Origin of the sequence: Natronococcus amylolyticus DSM 10524 (assembly GCF_000337675.1) — an archaeon.
In the GTDB taxonomy this organism is placed as follows: Archaea; Halobacteriota; Halobacteria; order Halobacteriales; family Natrialbaceae; genus Natronococcus; species Natronococcus amylolyticus.
Window position 1 is genome coordinate 258,279 of the sequence record NZ_AOIB01000031.1, and the last position, 13,643, is coordinate 271,921.

Consider the following 13,643-nt stretch of genomic DNA (forward strand, 5'->3'; position numbering starts at 1 on the left):
CGGCAGCCGTAACTTGCCGCAGTCAGTCGGATCGGAACGCATCGGCGAGATCCGCGGCAACGTCGGCGATAGCCTCGTGAGCGCGGTCGACGTCGCGCATCGTCATGAACCCGTGGACCATCGCCTCGTAGTTCTCGTAGCGTGTGGCGACGCCGTCGCGAACGAGCTGTTCGGCGTAGGCCTTCCCACCGTCACGAAGCGGATCGAACCCCGCAGTGATGATCGTCGCTGGCGCGACGCCGGAGACGTCGCCGGCGTTCGTCGGGTCGGCGTAGGGGTTTCGCTCGTGAACGTCGCTCTCGTAGTAGCAGTTCTGGAACCACTCCATATCCTCCGCCTCGAGGACGATCCCCGCGTGCTCTCGCATCGAGGCCTGGTCGGGTTCGATCCCGACGCTCGGATAGAGCAGCGCCTGGTGGTCGATCTCGGGACCGTCGCGCTCGGCGGCCATGAGCGCGGCGACGGCCGCGAGAGTTCCGCCGGCGGAGTCGCCCGCGACCGCGAGCCGTCCCGTGCCGGCGATGGCGCTTGGGTTGGCGGCCGCCCACTCGACGGCGGCGGAGGCGTCCTCGACCGCCGCGGGGAAGGGGTGTTCGGGAGCGAGTCGGTAGTCGACCGAGAGCACGCCACAGCCGCTCTCGCGCGTGAGCTGGCGACACAGCCAGTCGTGCGTGGCGATACTCCCCAGCACGTACCCGCCGCCGTGGAAGAACACGATCGTCGGGAACGGTCCGTCCGCCTCGGGCAGGTAGAGACGAGCGTCGAGGTCGCCGGCGGGTCCGGGAATCGTCCGGTCGACCGTTCGTCCCACCTGCGGCGGGTTTCGGTTCTCGACCCACATCGTCGCGTGGGTGACGTAGCGGAGGAGCTTCAGACCGCGACGGCTGTGCGGTAGTGAAAACCGGTTCTGGCGCTCGAGCGCCGCCTTCGCCTGCGGATCGATCCGGTCGGCGTGCATACCCGATCGTTCGGCGACTCGAGGGAAGGTGTTCCGATTCGGGCGTTCGTGCTGTAGTTGGTGACTTGTTAACCGGCTGTTATCTACATGGCATCTATAGTAGCAAAAGCTGAAACTCTAGTTATGAGACAACCAATAGACTGTTCCCGACGCCAGGCGCTGGGACTCACCGGCGCAACGGCGATGGCCGCTCTCGCTGCCGGCTGTCTCGGTGGGGGCGAAACGAGCGACGAAAACGGGGACGTCGACGACGACTCCGGTGACGACGGCAACGAGAGTCGGACCGAGGCGCCCGATAGCGGCGGCGACGACGGCGAGGACCCGATAGACGGAGGCAACGACGACGAAGCCGAGACGTCGGAGCCGAACACCGACGACGAGGACGAAGACGATGGTTCCCGCGACGGACGCGACGCGTGGACCGACGTCGACGAGATCGTACTGAGCGCCACGACCGCCGGCTGGAAGGGTGTCCAACCGGAGCCGATCGAGGGCGAGAAGAACCCGGCCATCGTGCTCGAGGAGGGCCGAGAGTACGTTCTCAGCTGGAAGAACGAGGACGGCCAGCCCCACAACATCGAGATCTGGGACGAGAGCGGCGAGCGCGTCGACGACTACGGGACCGAGCTGATGGAGACGGAGGGGGCGACCCAGTCGCTCGAGTTCGAGGCGTCGGCGGCGATGGCCGAGTACGTCTGCGAGATCCACGCCGGATGGGAAAAGCGCGGACGAATCGAGATCGAGCACTCCTAATCGGGTTCGTGCGACGGGACCGTCCGAGCGCGTGCGGTCCCCGTGACCGCGAGCGTCTCGTCGACAGTGAGCCGGAGTTCGGCGCCCTCGAGGCGATAGGTGACGCGGTACTCGTCGGCGTCGACGCGGTTAGTTTCCCATCGGCCGACCGTGACGCGCCCGGTGAGTTCGCGGAAGCCGAACGTCCGGACGTCGACTCCGTGGTCCCAGTGGAACGCGATCGAGGCGGGGTGGGAGACGAGCCAGATCGAGGGCGGTCCGTGGATCGAACGCCGACACTGCTGACAGCGCCCGACCGCGGTCCACTCGAGGGTGTCGACGGACGCGGCCGATTCCTGCAGTTCGATTTCCGGCGCCGCCGCAGTCGGGGCAGGCGTTCTCCCGGAAGCGCCAGTACCGCGTGACCATTCGCGTGGTCGCACTCGAGAGGACGGCCTCGGGATCGCGGCCCCGGACCTGAGCGGGCGTGACGGGAAGCCCGCCCATCCGCCGTTCGCAGTCCTCACACGCCCAGAACAGGAGGAGGTCCTCGACGACCACGCGCAGCGCCTCGGCGTCGCAGACCGGACACGGGGTGTCGACGGGGACCGGATCGAAGTCGACGTCGCCGGCGTAGGTGCCCGACAGGACGAGCCGAACGATCGATTCGCCGGCGAGCGTGAACGTCCAGCCGTCGTCGGTGCGCCGGAGGTGGGTGTCGTCGAGCTGCTCGAGGTGGTAGGACAGCTGGGAGGTCGAGTCCACGTCCACCCGATCGTACACCTCCGAGAACGCGAGCGCGGGGAAGGGATCATCCGAGCCCACGTCGGCCCCCTCGAGCGCCCGCGCGAACGCCCGCAGGATCGCGATCCGCGTCGCGTCGGCCAGGACTCCGAAGGCCGCGGCGGCGTCCTTGTTTTCGACCATTGGTACCATACCACACGCGAATCGCCTTAGAGGTAGCCACCGACCGCGGTAAACCGGACAACGGCGAGACCACCGCCCTCGAGTCGTCGTGTGTTCCAGTGTGGGTACGCCCTCGGGGACGGTCGTCGGGAGCACTGTGAGCACAGCCCGCAGCTTCGGCTCGAGCAGCGGCTGGTCGGCGAGACGACGAAATTTGTGAGGCGAGAAATTTATATTTACAGGTACAAATTACTGAATAGTACAATCCGTGATGGGAGGGCTTTCCGACACGATCGACGTGCTGTACGTCGACAGTGAGGCGGACGCCACGGGGACGGTCACGAGCGCGCTCGAGGAAGCCGCCGACGGGCTCGCGGTCGAGACGGCGCCGAGCATCGCGGAGGGAGTCGCACAGCTCTCGACTGGAACCGTCGACTGCGTCGTCTCGGAGTACGAGCTGGTCGACGGAACCGGGCTCGAGTTGCTGAACGCGGTTCGCGAGGAGTATCCGGCGCTTCCGTTCGTGCTGTTTACCGGCGACGGCGACGAGGCAATCGCCAGCGAGGCGATTTCGGCCGGTGTGACCGAGTACGTCAGGAAGGACGGTGGAGCGAGTCAGTACGTCACGCTGGCGAACCGGATCGAGGAGACGGTGACGGCGTCGACAGCGAGACGGTTCAAACGGGTTACGAGCCATGATCCGCTGGCGATCCTCGAACGGATCGACGACGCGTTCCTCGCGCTCGACGACGACTGGCGGGTCGTGTACGTCAACGAACGGGCGAGAGCCGTCTTCGGAACGCCCGGGGAGGAACTGCTCGGCAACTCGCTGTGGGAAACCTTCGACGAGGCGACGGACACCCCATTTTACGACCACTACCGGGAGGCGAAGGCTACCAACGAGCCCCGAACGATCGAGGAGTACTTCGAGCCGTGGGACCGGTGGTACAGAGAACACATCTACCCGTCGGAAAACGGACTCACCGTTCTCTTCCACGATATTACCGAACAGAAGCGACGGGAGCGACGCTACCGCGCGGTGTTCGAGAACACCTACCAGTTCACCGGGTTGTTGGAACCGGACGGCACGCTCGTCGAGGCGAACGAGACCGCACTCGAGTTCGGCGGGCTGGAGCGTGCGGACGTCGTCGGGAAGAAGATGTGGGAGGCGGCGTGGTTCCAGCACTCCGAGGACACCCGGGAACGAGCGCGGGACGCCGTCGAGCGGGCGGCGAACGGCGAGTTCGTTCGACACAAACTCCCGGTGCAGGGTGCCGATCGCGAGGCGATCATCGACTTCTCCGTGCGACCGCTGACCGACGAACGGGGGACCGTGACGCTTCTCATCCCTGAGGGCCGGGACATCACCGAGCTGACGGAGCGAGAGCGGGCGCTGCAACGACAGCGCGACCGACTCGACGAGTTCGCCGGCGTCGTGAGCCACGATCTCCGAAACCCGCTAAACGTCGCGACGGGACGGCTCGAGCTCGCCCGGGAGGAGTGCGACAGCGAGCACCTCGACGGGATCGAGACCGCCCTCGATCGGATCGATCGGATCACCGAGGACGTGCTCTGGCTGGCGCGTGAGGGACGAGATATCGGCTCTCGGGACGCCGTTCGGCTTCGCGACGCCGTCGACGACGCCTGGGAGCTCGTCGCCGACGGAGCCGACGGGGCGGAGCTTCGCTACGACGACGAGCTCGCGTCGACGACGATCGAGGCCGACGACGACAGGCTCCAGCAGCTCCTCGAGAACCTGCTCCGGAACGCCATCGACCACGGCGGCGAGGACGTGACCGTCACCGTCGGGACGACCGATCGGGGGTTCTACCTCGAGGACGACGGCCCGGGGATACCCGAGAGCCGGCGCGAGGACGTGTTCGCCGGCGGGTACTCGACGAGCGACGACGGAACCGGATTCGGGCTGCGGATCGTCGAGCGTATCGCCGACGCCCACGGCTGGGACGTTCGCCTCGGCGACGGTTCGGACGGCGCTCGATTCGATATCCTGTGTGACGTCGACAGCGTCCACTCCGTCCGAAACTGAGTTCTTGGGTATGCTGGGCGTTCGACGTGGATGGTCGGTTCGCCTGCGCTGGTCTCTCGAGTCGATCAAGAAACTTATGCCGACTGAACGATAACTATTAATAGGGACCGAGGGTCCTCGCGCGGGAACGCGACGGTTTTTGACACACCCCGTCTGTGCCACCGCGCGTCGAGATTCCCTCGGTCCCACCTATTTCAGACGGGGCGTTGAAACTATCGTCTGCACTCACTCCCTGAGAGGACCAGCTGCGCTCCGGAACTCGCCGGTCCGCCGTCGACTGCGTTCGCCGGTTCGACGCCTGAACGACCTGTTTGCACCGCACAAAGCATTTGTCTGCTGACTCGAGTGGCTGCGTACGATGACGTCCAATCGTACCGGAACGGGTACTCCCGTGAGCCGCCGTCGGTATCTCGCCGTCAGCGCTACCGTCGGAACGGCAGCCGTCGCCGGCTGCTCGACCGCCGTGGACTTCCTCGCGGGGCTAGTTCTCGAGGACATCAACGTGTTGAACGGCGGGGAGCAGGGTCTCGCCGGCTCGGTCGAGGTGGCAGGTCCCGACGGCTCGCTCGTCCTCGAGGATCGGTTCGATCTCGCTCCGGGCGGTGACGATGCGGGCGAGGACGCCCAGGCCACGTACGACGACGTGTTAACCGACTCGGGCGAGTACGCTGTAACCCTCGAACTCGACGACGAGGACGGGGACGCACTCGGCGATGATGGGGACGAGGATGTGCTCGACGACCGAATAATCGAGGACTTCGTCGAGGTCGCCGAGCCAGCCGACGAGCACGTGATCGTGTTTTTCGGCCCCGCCGAGACGGACGACGCCGTCGCGATGACGGTGGTCGAGAAGTTGAGCGACCTCGAGGAGCGCGACGAGTTCGACGACGAGTTCTGAACCCGATTCGGAGTCAGGTCGTTTTCAGCCTCGACGAAGTGAGAGACATGACCTCCCAGACGAGGCGTGCAGGGGTGAGCGAGCCGAAGGAATGTGGTTCGTACGAATACGCCGTTCCGGCAGCGTTTCGTTCCTGGAAATGACCCCATCCGTCGACGTGCGGGTTCGGTTCGTGGTGCCATCCGAAATCGGTCGTCGCGTCGCTGTAGTGGAACGAGAACTCGGGAGTGGCGTCGGCAGTCTCCCCTGCAAACCAGCGGACGGTGAACGTGGCGTCTTCGCTGTCGCGCCCCCATCGTTCCGTTTCCAGCCGTGCGACAACCCGTATAAACTCGCCCGCTGGAAACCCCCGCACCTCGGTGACTATCGGGTGGCGTTCGAGCTCTTGCTGGATGGCGCGAAGCGCCCGGTGAGATGCCGCCGCCGAGTCGTACGTGTCACCCATCTCTACGCCGATGCGCGGAAGTCTTGGCTGTACGTCCGGTAGTTCTCGATCGCGTCCTCGACGATAGTGAGCCGGTATGCCACGAGTTCCCAGTCGCTTGCAGTCGTCCGAAACTCCCGCGTCTGTTCGGCGGTTTCCGTGTCCGCAGCGCGATCACGGAGGTCGACAGGCGAGTCGACGCCGTACTCCTCGCGCCACCCCTCGATCTCGGATTGGAGTTCAGCTTTCAGCTGTACGAGTTCGTCGTGGTCGTATCGGTCCAGCAGCTCTCGGAGCGTCTGCATCCGCGTGTGGAGCGGGTCGGGCATATAGTGCGTCGTTCCCGCTCGTTCGCTTTTCAGTAGCACGTTCAGATCGACGAGTCGCTCGAGATGATCTCGAGCTGTGTTCTCCGCGACTGCTGCCTCGTCTGCGATAACCGACGCCGAACGGGGCTGCGAGACTGTGCTAGCGATCGATTGGACGCGATCGAACGCACTCGTGTGCTTCTTCCACGCTTCGATACCGGGACCCGGATCGGACATGCTCCCTCCTACGATCGATACCTCAATAAAGCTTCTTGGAAGTCAATAATTAGATCGGGTTCGCTGACTTGCTATGCCGACGTCGAGGCGCCCCGAACGAGCGCTCAGAGCAATCGGTCGGCGATGATGCGTTTCTGGATCTCGTTCGTTCCCTCGAAGATCTTCGTGAGGCGGGCGTCCCGCCAGTATCGCTCCACGTCGAACTCCGTCGTGTAGCCGTAGCCGCCGTGGACCTGGATCCCGTCGCTGGTGACCTCCTCGGCGACCTCGGTGGCGAACAGCTTCGCCATCGCGGCCTGGGCGTCGGCGCGCTCGCCCTGATCGACCGCTTGCGCGACGAGCAGCGTCAGCGCCCTCGCGGCCTCGGTTCGGGTCGCCATCTCCGCGAGCTTGAATCGGAGCGCCTGAAACTCCGCGATCGGCTGGTCGAACTGCTCGCGCTCTTTGGCGTACGAGACGGCGTCCTCGAGGGCGCCTCGAGCGAGGCCGACGGCTCGCGCGGCGGTGTGGACCCGACCCTCCTCGAAGAACTCCATGATCTGGTAGAAGCCCTGGCCCTCCTCGCGGCCGACGAGCTTGTCCTCGCCGACTCGCACGTCGTCGAAGTTCACGGTCCACGTGTCCCAGCCGTGGTAGCCGATCTTGTCGATCGGCTGCCCGCTCAGTCCGTCGCGGTCGAAGGTGCCGGCGGGTTTCTCGACGATGAACCCGGAGATTCCGGCGTGGGCCGGCTCGGCGTCGGGATCGGTGACGGCGTAGGTGAGGATAAAATCCGAGCCCTTCGCAAACGTGGTCCACATCTTCTGGCCGTTCAGGACGTACTCGTCGCCGTCCCTCTCGGCACGAGTTCGCATGTTCGCGACGTCGGAGCCGGCCTCGGACTCGGAGATCGCGATGCTCTTGAGCAGCTCGCCCCGGGCCATCTTCGGGAGATAGTGTTCTTTCTGGGCCTCGGTCGCCCCGGCGAGGCTCTGCCCGCGGGCGATGATGCTCCCGACGCTGAGCCAGCCCCGGGACAGCTCCTCCGCGAGAACGGCGTAGGCCTTCAGATCCAGCCCGAGCCCGTCGTACTCCTCGTCGATGAGGATTCCAAAAAATCCCATCTCGCCGAGCTGGCGGACGAGGTCGTCGGACATGCGTTCGCCGTTGGAGTCGCGTTCGCGGGCCTCGGGACGGACCTCGTTTTCGACGAACGTTCGGGTCTCGTCCCGGAGCATCCGGTGTTCGGTGCTGAGCACGCTGTCGGCGATGGTGGTCTCGAACGCGTTCACGCCCTCTCGTTGCGGGCGGGCGGACGTAGTTCTGTGCCACACCGAGACAGGGTCACGGTCTTCTGTACGCCACTGGTGGCGTCACGACCGTTTCGGCTCGGCGCTCGAGAGCAGCCCTCAGCGGGAGTCGTCGCTCGGCGACGCGTCGGCCGCGGACTCCTCCGCGTCGTCGTCCCTGCCGAGCTGGGTCGTACACCAGTGACAGAACTCGAGGTCGGGATCCAGCTCCTTTCCGCAGTGTGGACAGGAGGGGGCAGCGTCCTCGTCGGCGGACGGGACGGGCGGCTCGCCGTCGGCGGACGAGGCGGACGACTCGCTCCCGGCGGCTGGCCGCCGAGCGATCAGGTACGCGTCCACCACGCTGAGCGCGACGATGGCGTACATCGGCCACACGGCGAGCAGTGCGTCGGTGTCCGGGGTCCCGCCGGCGAGGGTCTCGAAGGCCGCCTGATCGACGAGGAGGAACGTGACGAGCACCGACGCGGCGAGCCAGCCGACGGCGCGACGCAGCCGCCAGAGATAGAGGTGGCCCAGCCCGGTGACGAGTGCTGCGAGGAGCGCTGCGAGCCACGGTCGCTTCCGGGACGTCGACTGGGACATGTCCTGACTAGACGGTCAGTAAGGATAAGTGCTCTCCCTCGAGTCGGGCCGAAACCGTCTCGCCTACCGGCCGCTAACGTCCACTCATGGCTACCGAGGGAACGCTGCCAGCTGCGACCCGACCGGGGCGCGTCTCGCTCCGAGTGACCGATCTCGAGCGAGTCGTCCGGTTCTACGAGGACGTGCTCGGACTCGAGGCCCGAGCGATCGGCGACGACCGGGCGGTGCTCGCCGCGGGCGAGACCCCGCTCGTCGTGCTCCGGGAGGAGCCAGAACTGGAGCCTCGCGGGGACGACGAGACCGGATTGTTCCACACGGCGTTGCTCGTCCCGTCTCGAGCGGCGCTGGGCGACGCCCTCGAGCGGATCGAACGGCGCTGGCGCCTCGACGGGACGGCCGATCACGTCGTGAGCGAGGCGCTGTACCTTGCCGATCCGGAGGGAAACGGGATCGAGGTCTACCGGGATCGGCCGCGCGAGAAGTGGCCCGTCGCCGACGACGGCACGGTCGGTATCGGGACGGAACCGCTCGACGTCGAGGGCGTGCGGAGCGCGGGACGGGGTCGGGGCGGGGTTCCGGACGGGACGACCGTCGGACACCTCCACCTCGAGGTGTCGTCGCTCCCCGCCGCGCGGGAGTTCTACGTCGGCACCGTCGGCTTCGGGTGCAAACAGCGGGTCGACGGCGCGCTGTTCGTCGCCGCCGGCGGCTACCACCACCACCTGGGGCTGAACGTCTGGCGACGTCGGTCGGCACCGCCGCAGGGACGCGGGCTCGAGCGCGTCGAGGTCGTCGTTCCCGACGAGAACGGGCTCGCTGCGCTTCGAACGCGGCTCGAGGAGGCGGGACACGCGACCTCGAGCGCGCGGGACGACGGCGCGTTCGGGATGACGGATCCCGACGGGATCGAGCTTCGGTTCCGCCGGGACGACCCCAGCAGATCGCCCGTGTGAACCGCGAGTGCCCGTCGCGGCAGAACGGTACGGCGCCGAAGCCGAGAGGCGTTGCTCGCGCGGGGGCGCGTGTCGCCGTCCTCGTCGATCGATTCCGCGCTCGTCGTCGGGCCGTGAACGTATCAGGAACGAATACGTTCCGATACTGGCCAGTAGATGGCTATTACCGGGAGTTTTATCAGCTCCTGACTCGACAAGCTATCAACAAGAATGCGAGGCGAGCAAACGAACGATGTGCTATACGCGTTACGCGACGGACGGCGTCGGGCCGTCCTGCAGCTCCTCCGAAACCGAACCGAGCCGATCTCCGACGAGGAGGTAGCCGTTCACCTCGCCGCCGCGGACGCGGAGAAGCGACTGCTCGACGTCACCGAGGACGAACTGGCGGAGTGGCGCGTCTCCCTCCGGCAGACTCACCTTCCGGTACTCGAGGAAGCGGGACTGATCGACTGGGACGCCGAGACGAACGCCGTCGCGGTCTCGACACACCCGGCGCTGCAGAACCCGACGCTCGAGCGCATCGTCGAGACGGACGGAGTCGACTGGGACGAAGTCCTCGGGGCACTTGTTCACCGCCGACGGCGCATCGCTCTGTCGGTGCTCGCCGACTACGACACGGCGCTGTCACGAGTCGCCCTCGCTCGCGCGGTCGTCGAGCGGGAACCCGGTACCGAAACGGTCGAGACCGCCGATGCCGATCCGGTCGAGGACTGCTGTGCGGCCCTCCATCACGTCCACCTTCCGAAGCTCGCGGCGGCCGGCCTCGTCTCGTACGACGCTCGAAGCGGCGCCGTCAGCTACTGCGGCCACCCCCTCATCGAGGACACCGAGTGGTTCGATCTACACCTTCCCGAGACGCCGCGAGCGGTCCTCTCGGTCGCCGAGCCCTCACAGGACATCTGGCGACTCGATGGGCGCGCGAACGTGATCGAGCACTGCCGCGCACTCTGTGAGTACGCCGACGACGAGCTGTTCCTGCTGTACACCGACGAGGACCTCATCGAGGCGGCGTGTCTCCGGTGTCTGCAGGACGCCGTCGACCGCGGCGTCGACGTCTACGTCGGCACGCAGACCCAGGCGATCCGGGATCGGGTCCGCGAGCAGGTACCCGGCGTCACGCTGTGGGAACCCCAGCGCGACTGGATGAATATCTCGCCTGAGCGCGAGAAGGTCGGCCGACTGCTCTTCGCCGACCGGGAAGCGATTATGCTCGGCACGCTCAGCAAACACAACGACCACGGGATTCAGAACGAGACCGCGATCACGGGTGCCGGCGAGGACAACGCCCTCGTCATGCTGGTCCGCGAGCTGCTGGGTTCACGCCTGGATCACCTCGACGAACAGAGCGCGGACTTCCTCGAGGAGATCCCCTTCTGATGAGCGACACCGATCGGTCCCCCTCGGCGGCGGCACACGAGTACCAGTTGGCCCCCGACGAATCTCCGAGCCGCGGCGTCTGGTCGGTCGTCGCCGTACTGGAGGACTGCCCGCCACCGGAGCTCCCGTCACTTGCGGAAACGATCGACCCAGAGGCCTTAGACGCCGCGTTCATCGGCACGACCGCGACCGACCACGTCTCCTTCGAGTACGCCGGCTACACGATCACGGTAACGAGCGACGCCGTTCGGGCCCGCGCGCTCGAGTGCGACGCCGGGTGACGGCGGCGGATCGCGTTCGCTCGTCGGGTGAGGAGGCTCGAGGGCCACCTTCGTGTCGACCGGGACGACGGGTCACTCGGGGACGAGCGACGGCGACCGTCCCGTTTGGGGATCGCTCGAGCTACGGAGGAGTGGGTAAGAGACTGGTCGATAGCAGAGGTAAGGGACTGGTCGACGGCGTAGCCCCGGAAGGTCCGCTCACAGCGTCGGGTACTCGAGAACCGACAGCACACGGTCGTCCGCGACCGGCACCGCTCGTCGTTCTCGGTTATCGGCCCGGAAGAGCCCGCGTGGCTGTCGTTTCGTCGATGCGATGGGAGTCGAGTGACGTGACTCTGTCGTCGGTATCGAGTGCGTCGCGTTCAGCTCAGCGGAGGAAGCGGCTGTACAGGCGCTCGAGCGTCCTCGCGAACGAGGTCGTCGGCGTTCCGGGGAGGTGAAGCGGGGGTTCGGCGGTGTCGACCGGCACGTCCGTCATGGCGTCTCGGGGGTCAGCATCGTTCATACACTCGTTTGGGCCCGGGGCTATTTACATATTCGGAATAATAGTTAGCAGAAACCGAAACAAACAATCGTTATTGTGAAAGTATAGCGGGGTAGTGCATACCGAGGGCGACAGCCGGTCCTCGAGGGCCGATCGGTCTCGAGGGCGGACGATATCGCTCGGTAGTGGTTGGAGGAACGAGCCGTGAGAACGGCGGTAGGACGACCGTGTGCCTTACTGCGGATTGTACTCGAACTGTCGATCGGGGTTCGGATCCGCGTCCTCTGCCGGGGTGATCGAGACGGACCCCGTTCCGTCGACGGTGACCGTGTAGTCGCCGTAGGCGAACGAGACGACGCCGGTGAAGTCGGTGCGCTCGTCCGGTCGCGGGTGAACCAGAGACTCGAGGGCATCAACGTCGATCACCGCGTGCAACGGCGGATCCAGGGCAGTCGCATCGACACCCTCACGGGCGGCGATCCGTCGTGCGATCTCGACGCCGAGTTCTGCAGGGGCCATACCAGTTCCCACCTCGACCGAGCACTTGAACTTCAGTCAGACATGCTCGCGGTGAGAACAGGAAGGTCGTATTCGACGTTGCGGGCTCGCCGCCGTGCTTGCTCGCCCTGGCTACGGCTGCGTTCGGTTCGCGAGCGGGGCGTCGACCGCGGCGTCCTCGAGCCCGCCGAGCCCGTACAGGTCGACGACGCTGAGGACGAGCACGGCCAGCGGGAACGCGACGTCCGCGAAGCCGGCGTGCTCGAGGCGAAGCGCGGTGAGGAGGAACGGCTCCGCGGCCGTGCGCTCGACGAGTATCGCGCCCGTGCTGAGGAACGCGAGGGCGGCGACACACAGCACGGCCCAGACGAGTCCGCGCCGCCAGTGGCCGGCGTAGAGGTGTCCCGCACCGGGCATCACGACGGCGAGTACGTACGCCGGCCAGGTTCGGTTCCGGGTCGCGACGGCCGTTCCCCGCGACAGCAGCGTCCGGGGTCGCGTCGACAGCATCGGGTCACCGCCTCCGCGGACCGGGTCGCGGGCGGTCGTGGCTGGTCGGTTCGGTTGGGTGTCTGGAGGGTGTCATAGCGTACCCATCACGCGCGACGCTCATCAATCTCAGTCAGACGCCCGTGTGACGCGTCGTGGCCCTCCCTCGCGGAAACCGGGACGAGTGCCCTCGAGCGCTCGAGACAACGGTTGCATCGCCGGCGTCCGACTCCTCGGCGGACGGGGCTGCGTGTTATAGCGTGAAGCAGGCGCAAAACCCACGACTTCAGTCGTGGGATACGCGCCGTGAGCTTGATTGGTCAACCGACCGTAACGGTCGTTGTGCGCGGAAAANATCAAACAAGTGAGCCGACCGCGCCGACCGACACAAAACAAGATACCTCGAAGCCCCACACGGGGTACGAGTACCGGCTTCGTGGCGGAGCCAGTGTCGTCGGTCACAAAGCTTAGATTCCCAACCTTCAGGATTGACCTGCCCGGCCAACACCGGGTGGGAAGCCCACGACTAAAGTCGTGGGAGCACGTCACCCCCCAAAGATATACTACTCGTTCGCAACGTGTGACACTATGGTCAAATCGACGGTCCGGTTCCCCGAGGAGGTCCTCGAGATCGTCCAGCAGCACATCGACGAGGGGGCGTTCGCGAACAAATCGGAGTTCCAGCGCTTCGCCGTGGAGTACCTGCTGACCCATCTCGAAGACGAGTACGACCCGCTCTTGGAGGAGTTCGACGAGATCAGAGGGGAGGCGCTCGGTCCGACCGTCCCCGAGGCAACCGAGTACATCGACGAGGCCGATTCGTCGGACTTCCTGCGAACGGCGGGTCGCGTCCGACAGTGTGCGGTCCGGGGCGACCTCGAGACGGCACGGGAGTTGATCGATACGCGGTACCCGCCCTCGAGTCCGAAGGCGATGTTGCTGGACCTGATCGTCGAGGGAGCGACGCCGAACCGGGTTCGCAGCGAGTGAGACGGGACGCGCCGTTGCAGTCGGTAGGAGTACCGTCGGCGGCGTCGATTCGACGAACTGCCCGGGCGGTGAAGCCCGACACTGGGTCTAACTCGGTACAGTGTGTCGTCTCCTCGAGTCCAGTTCGATCGTTTCCCGGCATCGTTCTCGTCGCTCTCAGGTCCGACCGCTTCCGCGATACCGTTCTCGT

15 protein-coding genes and 1 pseudogene are annotated in these 13,643 nt (G+C 66.1%); 7 read left to right on the top strand and 9 right to left on the bottom strand.

What is annotated here, in order from left to right; translation table 11 throughout:
* Window positions 1-22: 22 nt before the first annotated feature.
* Window positions 23-958 (bottom strand): alpha/beta hydrolase, encoded by a 936-nt coding sequence (locus C491_RS16495; protein ID WP_005558316.1) that lies wholly within the window; start codon window positions 956-958, stop codon window positions 23-25.
* A 123-nt stretch (window positions 959-1,081) separates the two neighbouring features.
* Between C491_RS16495 and C491_RS16500 the strand changes: the two genes are divergently transcribed.
* Window positions 1,082-1,711 (top strand): cupredoxin domain-containing protein, encoded by a 630-nt coding sequence (locus tag C491_RS16500; RefSeq protein ID WP_049892183.1) that lies wholly within the window; start codon window positions 1,082-1,084, stop codon window positions 1,709-1,711.
* On the opposite strand, the pseudogene C491_RS16505 reads toward C491_RS16500, so the two are convergent.
* A pseudogene (locus tag C491_RS16505) lies at window positions 1,708-2,626 on the bottom strand (ArsR/SmtB family transcription factor). The gene C491_RS16500 and the pseudogene C491_RS16505 sit on opposite strands and share 4 nt — an antisense overlap.
* Window positions 2,627-2,867: 241 nt before the next feature.
* On the opposite strand from C491_RS16505, the gene C491_RS16510 reads away from it, so the two are divergent.
* A complete protein-coding gene (locus tag C491_RS16510; protein WP_005558319.1) occupies window positions 2,868-4,643 on the top strand; it encodes a PAS domain-containing protein in 1,776 nt (591 codons plus the stop codon).
* Between the two features lie 358 nt (window positions 4,644-5,001).
* Complete coding sequence (locus C491_RS16515; protein WP_049892185.1) at window positions 5,002-5,541, top strand: hypothetical protein; 540 nt, start codon at window positions 5,002-5,004, stop codon at window positions 5,539-5,541.
* Between the two features lie 13 nt (window positions 5,542-5,554).
* Here the strand turns inward: C491_RS16515 and C491_RS16520 are convergent, their stop codons facing one another.
* The 4 genes from C491_RS16520 to C491_RS16535 form a co-directional block, all read right to left on the bottom strand.
* Entirely contained in the window at window positions 5,555-5,986 is a 432-nt protein-coding gene (locus C491_RS16520) for a hypothetical protein (RefSeq protein ID WP_005558321.1), read from the bottom strand.
* A 2-nt stretch (window positions 5,987-5,988) separates the two neighbouring features.
* On the bottom strand, window positions 5,989-6,510 hold the full coding sequence (locus C491_RS16525; protein WP_005558322.1) for a DUF7342 family protein: 522 nt from the start codon (window positions 6,508-6,510) through the stop codon (window positions 5,989-5,991).
* A 104-nt stretch (window positions 6,511-6,614) separates the two neighbouring features.
* Window positions 6,615-7,781 (bottom strand): acyl-CoA dehydrogenase family protein, encoded by a 1,167-nt coding sequence (locus C491_RS16530; RefSeq protein WP_005558323.1) that lies wholly within the window; start codon window positions 7,779-7,781, stop codon window positions 6,615-6,617.
* A 117-nt stretch (window positions 7,782-7,898) separates the two neighbouring features.
* A complete protein-coding gene (locus tag C491_RS16535; RefSeq protein WP_005558324.1) occupies window positions 7,899-8,381 on the bottom strand; it encodes a zinc ribbon domain-containing protein in 483 nt (160 codons plus the stop codon).
* Between the two features lie 86 nt (window positions 8,382-8,467).
* Here C491_RS16535 and C491_RS16540 point away from each other — a divergent pair, with 86 nt between their 5' ends.
* The 3 genes from C491_RS16540 (at window position 8,468) to C491_RS16550 (ending at window position 10,992) form a co-directional block, all read left to right on the top strand.
* Entirely contained in the window at window positions 8,468-9,334 is an 867-nt protein-coding gene (locus C491_RS16540; RefSeq protein WP_005558325.1) for a VOC family protein, read from the top strand.
* Window positions 9,335-9,568: 234 nt separating this feature from the next.
* The gene (locus C491_RS16545; RefSeq protein ID WP_241431344.1) at window positions 9,569-10,711 is read left to right on the top strand and encodes a DUF7344 domain-containing protein; all 1,143 of its coding nucleotides are present in this window, start codon (window positions 9,569-9,571) and stop codon (window positions 10,709-10,711) included.
* Entirely contained in the window at window positions 10,711-10,992 is a 282-nt protein-coding gene (locus C491_RS16550; protein WP_005558329.1) for a HalOD1 output domain-containing protein, read from the top strand. Before C491_RS16545 ends, C491_RS16550 begins: the two co-directional genes overlap by 1 nt.
* A 367-nt stretch (window positions 10,993-11,359) precedes the next feature.
* Here the strand turns inward: C491_RS16550 and C491_RS23375 are convergent, their stop codons facing one another.
* From C491_RS23375 to C491_RS16560, 3 genes are all read right to left on the bottom strand, one after another.
* Window positions 11,360-11,497 (bottom strand): hypothetical protein, encoded by a 138-nt coding sequence (locus C491_RS23375; RefSeq protein WP_169331747.1) that lies wholly within the window; start codon window positions 11,495-11,497, stop codon window positions 11,360-11,362.
* 213 nt (window positions 11,498-11,710) lie between these two features.
* Window positions 11,711-11,995, bottom strand: coding sequence for a HalOD1 output domain-containing protein (locus C491_RS16555; RefSeq protein WP_005558331.1), 285 nt, complete (start codon window positions 11,993-11,995; stop codon window positions 11,711-11,713).
* 111 nt (window positions 11,996-12,106) lie between these two features.
* On the bottom strand, window positions 12,107-12,484 hold the full coding sequence (locus C491_RS16560; protein WP_005558333.1) for a hypothetical protein: 378 nt from the start codon (window positions 12,482-12,484) through the stop codon (window positions 12,107-12,109).
* Between the two features lie 567 nt (window positions 12,485-13,051).
* Between C491_RS16560 and C491_RS16565 the strand changes: the two genes are divergently transcribed.
* A complete protein-coding gene (locus C491_RS16565; protein WP_005558335.1) occupies window positions 13,052-13,453 on the top strand; it encodes a ribbon-helix-helix domain-containing protein in 402 nt (133 codons plus the stop codon).
* The last annotated feature ends 190 nt before the right edge of the window (window positions 13,454-13,643 follow it).

What these genes read in the sequence shown, in the direction of transcription:
- C491_RS16495 (WP_005558316.1), bottom strand. Translation starts at nt 958, where the DNA reads ATGCACGCCGACCGGATCGATCCGCAGGCGAAGGCGGCGCTCGAGCGC.
- C491_RS16500 (WP_049892183.1), top strand. Translation starts at nt 1,082, where the DNA reads ATGAGACAACCAATAGACTGTTCCCGACGCCAGGCGCTGGGACTCACC.
- C491_RS16510 (WP_005558319.1), top strand. Translation starts at nt 2,868, where the DNA reads ATGGGAGGGCTTTCCGACACGATCGACGTGCTGTACGTCGACAGTGAG.
- C491_RS16515 (WP_049892185.1), top strand. Translation starts at nt 5,002, where the DNA reads ATGACGTCCAATCGTACCGGAACGGGTACTCCCGTGAGCCGCCGTCGG.
- C491_RS16520 (WP_005558321.1), bottom strand. Translation starts at nt 5,986, where the DNA reads ATGGGTGACACGTACGACTCGGCGGCGGCATCTCACCGGGCGCTTCGC.
- C491_RS16525 (WP_005558322.1), bottom strand. Translation starts at nt 6,510, where the DNA reads ATGTCCGATCCGGGTCCCGGTATCGAAGCGTGGAAGAAGCACACGAGT.
- C491_RS16535 (WP_005558324.1), bottom strand. Translation starts at nt 8,381, where the DNA reads ATGTCCCAGTCGACGTCCCGGAAGCGACCGTGGCTCGCAGCGCTCCTC.
- C491_RS16540 (WP_005558325.1), top strand. Translation starts at nt 8,468, where the DNA reads ATGGCTACCGAGGGAACGCTGCCAGCTGCGACCCGACCGGGGCGCGTC.
- C491_RS16550 (WP_005558329.1), top strand. Translation starts at nt 10,711, where the DNA reads ATGAGCGACACCGATCGGTCCCCCTCGGCGGCGGCACACGAGTACCAG.
- C491_RS23375 (WP_169331747.1), bottom strand. Translation starts at nt 11,497, where the DNA reads ATGAACGATGCTGACCCCCGAGACGCCATGACGGACGTGCCGGTCGAC.
- C491_RS16555 (WP_005558331.1), bottom strand. Translation starts at nt 11,995, where the DNA reads ATGGCCCCTGCAGAACTCGGCGTCGAGATCGCACGACGGATCGCCGCC.
- C491_RS16560 (WP_005558333.1), bottom strand. Translation starts at nt 12,484, where the DNA reads ATGCTGTCGACGCGACCCCGGACGCTGCTGTCGCGGGGAACGGCCGTC.
- C491_RS16565 (WP_005558335.1), top strand. Translation starts at nt 13,052, where the DNA reads ATGGTCAAATCGACGGTCCGGTTCCCCGAGGAGGTCCTCGAGATCGTC.